Source organism: Pseudonocardia humida, assembly GCF_023898865.1.
Taxonomy (GTDB): Bacteria; Actinomycetota; Actinomycetes; order Mycobacteriales; family Pseudonocardiaceae; genus Pseudonocardia; species Pseudonocardia humida.
The window spans coordinates 1-9,230 of record NZ_JAGSOV010000112.1; the positions used below are offsets into that span (position 1 = coordinate 1).

At 72.5% G+C, this 9,230-nt stretch carries 9 protein-coding genes; 1 reads left to right on the plus strand and 8 read right to left on the minus strand.

Annotated features, from left to right (window positions below; all coding sequences use genetic code 11):
- From KDL28_RS39790 to KDL28_RS39825, 8 genes are all read right to left on the minus strand, one after another.
- On the minus strand, window positions 1-350 hold a 350-nt coding region (locus KDL28_RS39790; protein ID WP_252446663.1), incomplete at its 3' end, for an NADH-quinone oxidoreductase subunit H.
- Window positions 347-2,878 (minus strand): NADH-quinone oxidoreductase subunit G, encoded by a 2,532-nt coding sequence (locus KDL28_RS39795; protein ID WP_252446664.1) that lies wholly within the window; start codon window positions 2,876-2,878, stop codon window positions 347-349. The genes KDL28_RS39795 and KDL28_RS39790, both read right to left, overlap by 4 nt.
- On the minus strand, window positions 2,875-4,221 hold the full coding sequence (nuoF, locus tag KDL28_RS39800) for an NADH-quinone oxidoreductase subunit NuoF (protein WP_252446665.1): 1,347 nt from the start codon (window positions 4,219-4,221) through the stop codon (window positions 2,875-2,877). Before nuoF ends, KDL28_RS39795 begins: the two co-directional genes overlap by 4 nt.
- 19 nt (window positions 4,222-4,240) lie before the next feature.
- Window positions 4,241-5,044: an NADH-quinone oxidoreductase subunit NuoE gene (gene nuoE / locus KDL28_RS39805; protein ID WP_252446666.1), complete on the minus strand. Its 804-nt coding sequence runs from the start codon at window positions 5,042-5,044 to the stop codon at window positions 4,241-4,243.
- Between the two features lie 70 nt (window positions 5,045-5,114).
- Complete coding sequence (locus KDL28_RS39810; RefSeq protein ID WP_252446667.1) at window positions 5,115-6,440, minus strand: NADH-quinone oxidoreductase subunit D; 1,326 nt, start codon at window positions 6,438-6,440, stop codon at window positions 5,115-5,117.
- A gap of 19 nt (window positions 6,441-6,459) precedes the next feature.
- A complete protein-coding gene (locus KDL28_RS39815) occupies window positions 6,460-7,353 on the minus strand; it encodes an NADH-quinone oxidoreductase subunit C (protein ID WP_252446668.1) in 894 nt (297 codons plus the stop codon).
- A complete protein-coding gene (locus KDL28_RS39820; protein ID WP_308216137.1) occupies window positions 7,350-7,961 on the minus strand; it encodes a NuoB/complex I 20 kDa subunit family protein in 612 nt (203 codons plus the stop codon). Before KDL28_RS39820 ends, KDL28_RS39815 begins: the two co-directional genes overlap by 4 nt.
- A 1-nt stretch (window position 7,962) precedes the next feature.
- Window positions 7,963-8,328 (minus strand): NADH-quinone oxidoreductase subunit A, encoded by a 366-nt coding sequence (locus KDL28_RS39825; RefSeq protein ID WP_252446669.1) that lies wholly within the window; start codon window positions 8,326-8,328, stop codon window positions 7,963-7,965.
- Window positions 8,329-8,769: 441 nt separating this feature from the next.
- On the opposite strand from KDL28_RS39825, the gene KDL28_RS39830 reads away from it, so the two are divergent.
- The coding region (locus KDL28_RS39830) for an antibiotic biosynthesis monooxygenase (protein ID WP_372497181.1) at window positions 8,770-9,230 on the plus strand (461 nt) is incomplete at its 3' end.

The window sequence follows — 9,230 nt, forward strand, 5'->3', positions numbered from 1 at the left end:
ACGGTCGGCTCACCGAAGATCGTGACCTCGCCACCGAACGGGATCACCGAGAACGCCACGAACGCCGGGATCGTGGAGATCACCGGGGCGATGAAGTACACCCGCTTGTCGGCCGCGGCCGGCATGATGTCTTCCTTGAACGCCAGCTTGAGGCCGTCGGCGAGGCTCTGCAGCCAGCCCCCGGGGCCCGTCCGGTTCGGCCCCGGGCGCTGCTGCATCCGCCCGACGACCTTGCGCTCCAGGTTGATCATGAACAGGGTCAGCACGACCCCGATCGCGAACAGCGCGACGACCTTGATCAGGACCAGCCAGATCGGGTCGTCGGCCAGCAGTTGCTGCGTGGGCGTCATGCCCCCTCCTCGCTGCCGCTCGTCGCGGGCCTGCCGTCGGGCGCTGTGCCGATCGGTGCCCTCGCAAGCTCGGTCACGGCCCTCACCCCCACCAGGTCGCCGTGCCCGGCACCCAGCCGGGAGCGGACGTGCGAGTCGCCGGAGCGGCCGGGCAGCCAGATCACGCCGTCGGGCAGGTCGGCCAGGGCCAGCGGCAGGGTCACCGCGCCGCGGTCGGTGTGCACCGTCGCCGGCCGACCCGGGGTGAGCCCGAGCCGCTCGGCGGTGGCCGCGTTGGTCCGCGCGTAGGCCGGACGGGCGGTGCCCGCCAGCGCCGGCTCGTCCACGAGGAGGGACGCGTCGTCGATGAGCTGCCGCCAGGTGGCCAGCACGGCCTGCCCGAAGCCGAGCTGCGGGAGCGGGCGACCGGACTCGGTCGGGGCGGCGGGGGCGGCGCCGCCCGCGTAGCCCAGCCGCTCCAGGTCGCCCAGCGCGGCGGCCGGGGTCTGGGTGAACAGGTCGACGTCCATCTCGACGGCCAGCGTGTCGAGCACGCGGCAGTCGGGAAGCACGCCGGTGGCGTCCAGGGCGGGGCCGAACTCGCGCCTGCGCCCCTCCCAGTTCAGGTAGCTGCCGGCGCGCTGGACGTCGGGGGCGACCGGGAGGACCACGTCGGCCAGCTCGGTGACCGGCGAGGCCTGCAGCTCCAGGCTGACCAGGAACCCCACCTCGCGCAGCGCCTCCAGCGCGGCGGCCGGGTCGGGCAGGTCGTTCGGGTCGACGCCGCCGACCACCAGCGCGGCCAGCTCGCCGGACGCGGCGGCGGCCAGGATCGCCGAGGTGTCGCGCCCCGGACCGGCCGGCAGCGCACCCTCGGCCAGGCCCCACGCCCGCTCCACCTCGGCGCGGGCCGCGGCGTCGGTGACGGCGCGGCCGCCGGGCAGCAGCGTCGGGACGGCGCCCGCGTCGAGGGCGCCGCGGTCGCCCGCGCGGCGCGGGATCCAGCCGATCGCCGCGCCGGTGCGCTCGCCCAGCGCGGCGACCGCCGAGTACAGGCCGGGCACCTCGGCGGCGCGCTCGCCGACCAGGATGACCCCGCCGCCGCGCAGCGCCCCGACGACCTCCTCGGGGAGGTCGGCCAGCACCGTCGGCTCGGCGCCGGGGACGGCCGGGATCAGGTTGTCCTTGGCGGCCGGGGCCGCCGAACCCAGCTCGAGCGAGGTGCGCTCCACAGCCGGGGTGGTCCACTGGCCCAGGTGGAACACCCGCTGGCCGTGCTTGCGGGCGGCCTTGCGCAGCCGGAGGTAGACGACCGGCGCCTCCTCCTCGGGCTCCAGCGCCACGCACAGCACCGCGGGCGCCGCCTCCAGCCGGGTGTAGCTCAGCTGCTCCGGGCCGCGCCCGACCACCTGGGAGGCCAGGAAGTCCAGCTCCTCTGCCGAGTGCGGCCGGGCCCGGAAGTCGACGTCGTTGGTGCCCGCGGCGACCCGGGCGAACTTGCCGTAGGCGTAGGCGTCCTCGAGGGTGAGCCGGCCACCGGCCAGCACCCCGATGCCCCGCTCGCGGGCGGCGAGCAGCCCGCGCGCGGCCACCTCCATGGCCTCGGTCCAGGAGGTCTCGGCGAGCACGCCGTCCGCGCCGCGGACCATCGGCCGGGTGATGCGCCCGGCGGAGCTCAGGTAGCGGAACGCGAAGCGGGTCCTGTCGTCGATCCACTCCTCGTTGACCTCGGGGTCGTTGCCCGCCAGGCGCCGCAGGACGGTGCCCCGGCGGGTGTCGACGCGCAGCGCCGCCCCGCTGGAGGTGTGCTCGTCGACGCCCGGCGTGGAGACCAGGTCGAACGGGCGCGAGCGGAACCGGTAGGCGGCGCTGGTGAGCGCGCCGACCGGGCAGATCTGGATGGTGTTGCCGGACATGTAGCTCTGGAAGGGCTTGTCCTCGGCCACGCCGATCTGCTGGTTCGCCCCGCGCTCGAGCAGGTCGATGAACGGGTCGCCGGCGATCTCCTCGGAGAACCGGGTGCAGCGCTGGCAGAGCACGCAGCGCTCGCGGTCGAGCAGGACCTGCGTGGAGATCGGCAGGGGCTTGGCGAAGGTGCGCTTCTCGTCGACGAACCGCGAATCGGTGCGCCCGGTGCTCATCGCCTGGTTCTGCAGGGGGCACTCGCCGCCCTTGTCGCAGACGGGGCAGTCGAGGGGGTGGTTGATGAGCAGCAGCTCCATCACCCCCTCCTGGGCCTTCTTGGCGACCGGGGAGCTGTGCTGGGTCTTGACGACCATGCCGTCGGCGACCGTCATCGTGCAGCTGGCCTGCGGCTTGGGCATCGGCCGCCCGCCCATCTCCACCTCGACCAGGCACTGGCGGCAGGCGCCTGCCGGGTCGAGCAGGGGGTGGTCGCAGAAGCGCGGCACGATGATCCCGAGCCGCTCGCAGGTGCGGATGAGCAGCTCGCCCTTGGGCGCGTCGACCTCGCGGCCGTCGATGGTCAGCCGGACGTGGCCCTCCGGGACGGGCCGGGCTTCCTTCTTCTCCTCGGGGGCAATCGTCACGCCGTAGCTCCGCTCAGCTCAGCCAGCTGGTCCGGATGGGCCACCGCGGGCTGAGCCGCGATCAGGTCCATGAACTCCTGGCGGAAGTACTGGATCGCGCTGGTGATCGGGCTGGTGGCGCCGTCACCGAGGGCGCAGAACGAGCGGCCGAGGATGTTGTCGCAGATGTCGAGCATCGTCTCGACGTCGCCCTCGGTGCCCTGCCCGTGCACCATCCGCTCCAGGATCTGCACCAGCCAGTAGGTGCCCTCCCGGCACGGGGTGCACTTGCCGCAGCTCTCGTGCTTGTAGAACTCGGTCCACTTCATGACCGCCCACGGCACGGACACGGTCTCGTTGAAGACCTGCACGGCGGTGGTGCCCAGCATCGACCCGGCCGCCGCGGCGCCCTCGAAGTCGAGCGGGACGTCCAGGTGCTCGGCGGTGAAGATCGGCGTCGACGACCCGCCGGGCGTCCAGAACTTCAGCGGGACGCCGCCCTTCATGCCGCCGGCCAGCTCCAGCAGCCGGCGCAGCGTGATGCCCAGCGGGGCCTCGTACTGGCCGGGGCGCTCGACGTGCCCGGACACCGAGTAGATCTTCGGGCCGGGGCTCTTCTCGCTGCCCATGGCGCGGAACCAGTCGCTGCCGCCGGAGACGATCGCCGGAACCGAGGCGATGGTCTCGACGTTGTTCACCACGGTGGGCGAGGCGTACAGCCCCGCCGTGGCCGGGAAGGGGGGCTTGAGCCGGGGTTGACCGCGCCGACCCTCCAGCGAGTCCAGCAGGGCCGTCTCCTCGCCGCAGATGTACGCGCCCGCGCCGGCGTGCACGACGATGTCGAGGTCGAAGCCCGAGTCGAGGATGTTCTTGCCGAGGTAGCCCTTGGCGTAGGCCTCCTCGACGGCCCGCCGCACGCGGCGGATGCAGTGCAGCGCCTCACCGCGGACGTAGATGGCGCAGAAGTTGGCCCGGATCGCGTAGCTGGTGATGATGCAGCCTTCGACCAGCGAGTGCGGGTCGGCCATCATCGTCGGGATGTCCTTGCAGGTGCCCGGCTCGCCCTCGTCGGCGTTGATCACCAGGTACTTGGGCTTGGCGCCCGGGCCGGTGGACCCCTGCGGGATGAAGCCCCACTTCATGCCGGTGGGGAAGCCCGCGCCGCCGCGCCCGCGCAGGCCCGAGTCCTTGACCAGCTGGATGATCCGGTCGGGCTCCTTGCCCAGCGCGTAGCGCAGCGCCTCGTAGCCCTCGAGCTGCTCGTAGGTGTCGATCGACCACGACCGCGGCGACAGCCAGCGCCTCGTGAGCACCGGGGTCAGCGGGTCGGGTCCCGAGTTCGTGGGGGGAGTGGCAGCCGTCATGACTCGTTCCTGGGGGGTGTCACTTCTTCTCCGGGAGTGCCGGCAGGTCGGGCGGGGAGTCGGGCATCGCGGGCGCCCGCCAGCCGCGGTCGGCGGCCAGCTGCGCACCGCGCAGCGTCTCATCGGCCACCGACGGTCCCTCGACGGACCGCGCCAGGTCCGGGAAGACGCCGGCCAGCTCCATCTCGACGGTCTTGAAGTCGGTCAGCGGGGCGCCGCGGGTGGGGTGCGGCTTCTGCCCCGCCTGCAGCGCGTCGACCAGCGCCTCCGCCGTCTCGACGGTCTGGTTGTCGAAGTACTCGTAGTTGACCTGCAGCACCGGGGCGAGGTCGCAGGCGGCCAGGCACTCGGCGTGCTCGAGGGTGATCGAGCCCGGCGCACCCGGCTCCCCCGCGGTCTCCTCGTGCCCGACGCCGAGCTTGGCGCTCAGCCGCGCGTAGATGTCGTCGCCGCCCAGCGCCGCGCACAGCGTGTTGGTGCACACGCTGACCAGGTGCTCCCCGCACGGGGTGCGCTTGTACATCGTGTAGAACGTGGCCACCGCGGAGACCTCGGCGGTGGTCAGCTCCAGCGCCTCGGCGCAGTAGCGGATGCCGTCCTGGCTGACGAACCCCTCCACCGACTGCACCAGGTGCAGCAGCGGCAGCAGCGCGGAGCGCGACTGCGGGTAGCGCGCGATGATCTCCTTGGTGCGCTGGCGGGTGAGCTCGTCGAAGATCGGGGCGACGATGGCCGGTTCGGCGACCACCGGCTCCCACACGACCTCATCCGGAGCCACCGAGGTCGGGCTGTTCCGTTCGGGGTTCCCCCCAGGAAGAGTCATCGCACGGCCTCGCAGAGCTCGGCCGACAACGGCTCCAAGCGCTGTGACATTGATTCGCTCGCAAGCTCGCTCATCGGTCCACGCCTCCCATGACCGGGTCGATCGAGGCGACGGCGGCGATGACGTCGGCGACCATGCCGCCCTCGCTCATCGCCGGCATCGTCTGCAGGTTCACGAAGCTGGGGTCGCGCACGTGCACGCGCAGCGGGCGGGTGCCGCCGTCGGAGACCAGGTGGTAGCCCAGCTCGCCGCGCGGCGACTCGACCGCCGAGTACACCTGCCCGGCAGGCACCGCGAAGCCCTCGGTGACCAGCTTGAAGTGGTGGATCAGCGACTCCATCGACTGACCCATGATCTTGCGGACGTGCTCGAGGCTGTTGCCCATGCCGTCCGAGCCGATGGTCAGCTGCGCCGGCCAGGCGATCTTGCGGTCGGCCACCATGACCGGGCCCGGCTCCATCTTCGCCACGGCCTGCTCGATGATCTTGAGCGACTCGTGCATCTCGGCCACGCGCAGCCGGTAGCGGGCGTAGCAGTCGGCCTCGGTGGCCGTCGGGACCTCGAAGTCGTACTCCTCGTAGCCGCAGTACGGCTCGACCTTGCGCTGGTCCCACGGCAGGCCGGCCGAGCGCAGGATCGGGCCGGTGGCGCCCAGCGCCAGGCAGCCGTCCAGCGGCAGGTAGCCGACGTTCTCCAGGCGCTGGCGCCAGATCGGCTGGCCGGTGAGCAGCTTGTCGTAGTCGGGCAGCCGCGAGCGCATCACCTTGACGAAGTCGGTGACCTTCTCCGCCCAGCCCTCCGGGAAGTCCTGGGCCAGCCCGCCCGGGCGCACGTAGGCGTGGTTCATCCGCAGCCCGGTGAGGAACTCCAGCAGGTGCAGGACCTCCTCGCGCTCGCGGAACCCGGCCGTCATGCCGGTCAGCGCGCCCAGCTCCATGCCGCCGGTGGCCAGGCACACCAGGTGCGAACCGATCCGGGTGAGCTCCATGAGCATCACGCGGGCGACCTGCGCGCGCCGCGGCGCCTCGACCCCGAGCAGCTTCTCCACCCCGAGGCAGTACGCGGTCTCGTTGAAGATCGGCGCCAGGTAGTCCATCCGCGTCACGAACGTGACGCCCTGGGTCCAGTTGCGGTACTCGCAGTTCTTCTCGATGCCGGTGTGCAGGTAGCCGATCACCGAGCGGGCCTGCTGGACCGTCTCGCCCTCCAGCTCCAGCACCAGCCGCAGCACGCCGTGCGTCGACGGGTGCTGCGGGCCCATGTTGATGACGATCCGGTCGTCGTGCTCGGCGTCGATCAGGGTGTCCCAGTCGCCACCGGTCACGGTGTAGACCGGGCCCTCGGTCGTGATCCGCTCCTCGGCGGGAGCGGGGCTGTCGTCGCGGATGTCGGTCATCGCGCCGCCTCCTGAGTGGTCACGAGTAGGCCCGTCGCTCGTCCGGCGGCGGGATCTCCGCGCCCTTGTACTCGACGGGGATGCCGCCGAGGGGGTAGTCCTTGCGCTGGGGGTGGCCCTCCCAGTCGTCCGGCATGAGGATCCGGGTCAGCGCGGGGTGCCCGTCGAAGATCACCCCGAACATGTCCCAGGTCTCCCGCTCGTGCCAGTCGGCGGTCGGGTAGACCTCGACGATGCTCGGCACGTGCGCGTCGTCGACGTCGAGCACGACCTCCAGCCGGATGCGGCGCCGGAACGTCATCGACAGCAGGTGGTAGACGACGTGCAGGCGGCGGTCGACGTCGGCGCCGTAGTCCACGCCCGACACCGACGAGCACAGCTCGTAGCGCAGCGCCGGGTCGTCGCGCAGGGTCCGGCACATCTCGACGATGTGCTCGCGCTGCACGTAGAAGGTGATCTCGCCGCGGTCGACGGTGACCTGCTCGACGGCGCCGCGCGGGATGCCCCGCTCCAGCAGCGCCTCGGCGAACTCGTCGGCGAACTCGTCGAACCAGCCGCCGTAGGGGCGCTCGGCCGGGGCGGGCGCGTAGCCGGGCAGCCGCAGCCCGCCGAAGCCGGAGGTGTCGCCCGAGCCGCGCACGCCGAACATGCCCTGCCGGTCGCGGGCCGCGGGGGCGGTGCGGGTGCCGCCCTCCGGCGCGGTGCCGTCCTGGTCGGTGGTCTGCTCGACCTCCCCGCCGCGGCCGGGCCCCATACCCGTCTCGGCGGCGTCGGCGCCGCTCTCCTGGGCCGACGAGTGCGGGCCGCCGGTGCGCTCGGCCGACTCCTTGGAGGTGCCCTCGGTACCCGGGGTGTCGTCCGACGGGGCGGCGGGGCGCCCATCGGTCGTCTTGCGCTCCCCGCTGTCGCTCATGACTCCACCTCGCGCTGCCGGACCGGGGCACCCAGGGCGTTCTCCCGCTCCTCGCGCTTGCCCTTCGGCGCGTACTTGATCGACGAGGGCACCAGCTCGGTCCGGTGCCCGTCGGCGGCCAGCTCAGCGGCCCGCTTCGAGCCCAGCGGCTCGTCCATGATCTTGGCGTGGATCTTCAGGATCGCGTCCATCAGCATCTCCGGGCGCGGCGGGCAGCCCGGCAGGTACATGTCGACCGGGACGACGTGGTCGACGCCCTGCACGATGGCGTAGTTGTTGAACATCCCGCCGGAGGACGCGCACACGCCCATCGCCAGCACCCAGCGCGGCTCGGGCATCTGGTCGTAGATCTGGCGCAGCACCGGGGCCATCTTGTTGCTCACCCGGCCGGCCACGATCATCAGGTCGGCCTGGCGCGGCGAGGCCCGGAAGACCTCCATGCCGAAGCGGGCCAGGTCGTAGCGCGGCGCGCCGGTGGTCATCATCTCGATCGCGCAGCAGGCCAGCCCGAAGGTGGCGGGCCACAGCGACGACTTGCGCGTCCAGTTGACCAGCTTCTCGACGCTGGTCAGCAGGACGCCGTTGGGGAGGTGCTCTTCGAGACCCATCTCAGTTCCAATCCAGCCCGCCGCGGCGCCACACGTAGATGTAGGCGAAGCCGACCGTGACGATGAACAGCACGATCTCCACCAGCCCGAACAGGCCCAGCGCGTCCGCGCTCACCGCGAACGGGTAGAGGAAGACCATCTCGATGTCGAACAGGATGAACAGCATCGCGGTCAGGTAGTACGCGACGGGCATGCGGCCACCGCCCACCACCGGGTCCGGCGAGGGCTCGATGCCGCACTCGTACGCGTCGAGCTTGGCCCGGTTGTACCGACGGGGACCGATGTAGGGCGCGGCCGTCACGGAGAACAGGGCGAACGCACCCGCCAGCGCGAACAGCAGCACCATCGGCAGGTAGGGATCGAGCATCCTGGGCACCCTCGTCAGCGTTGTCGTCGTCGTGCGGGTCGTGCTGCATCCAGCGGCGCCGCGACCCTAGGTCGGGCGGCTGTCCCCACTCGACCCAGGCAAGCCTTACCGCCGGGCGTCCGGGCCTGGTCACCGCCGTGGTCGCACGGCACTGACCTGGTCGCGGGGAGTCCGGTCGGGGGCGCCGGGCCGACGCCGCCCCTCCGGAACCCGGTGCGGCCATGCGGCCCCTTGTGAACGGATTCACGAAGTCGGTGGAGAGTCTAAGCTCATAGCCGCTCGGGTGCTCGCCCGCCACCGGTTGCGACCGGACCGGTGCGGCTCGTCGCGCCCTGCGCTCCCCCGCCGCACCGGAACGGGTCATGATGAACCCGACCATCGGTGTGCGCCGTGTACGGGTGCGTACGCGGCGACATCGCGAGCGGGGTCGGGAGGTGCGCGGTGGCGGAACGATCGGTCACGATCTCGGTCAGCTATCCCGTCGCCGCAGGCGAGGAGGCCGAGTTCGAGGCCTGGTCGCGGCTCCGGCTGGCCGAGTCCGCCGACCGCCCCGGCTACCTCGGCGGACAGGTGCTGGCCCCGCCCAGCCCCGGGCCCGACTGGTACATCGTGCACCGGTTCGAGAACGAGCGGGCCGCCAGCCGCTGGGAGACCTGGTTCCGGGAGTCGCCCGGCTGGCAGCAGGCCGCCGACATCGAGTGGAAGGTCGAGGGCGGCGAGCCCGCCCCCAGCGGCCGCCCCTCGGCCACCGGCCGCCCACCGAACGGACGGGTCCCGGTCCCCGCCCAGCGCGCGCCGGACCCGCGCCCCGCCGACGGCCGCGGCCGACCCGCCGCCCGCCCGCCCGCCGCCGGGCGCCCGCCCGCCGGCGTCGAGGCCAGGGGCCGACCCGCCCCACCGCT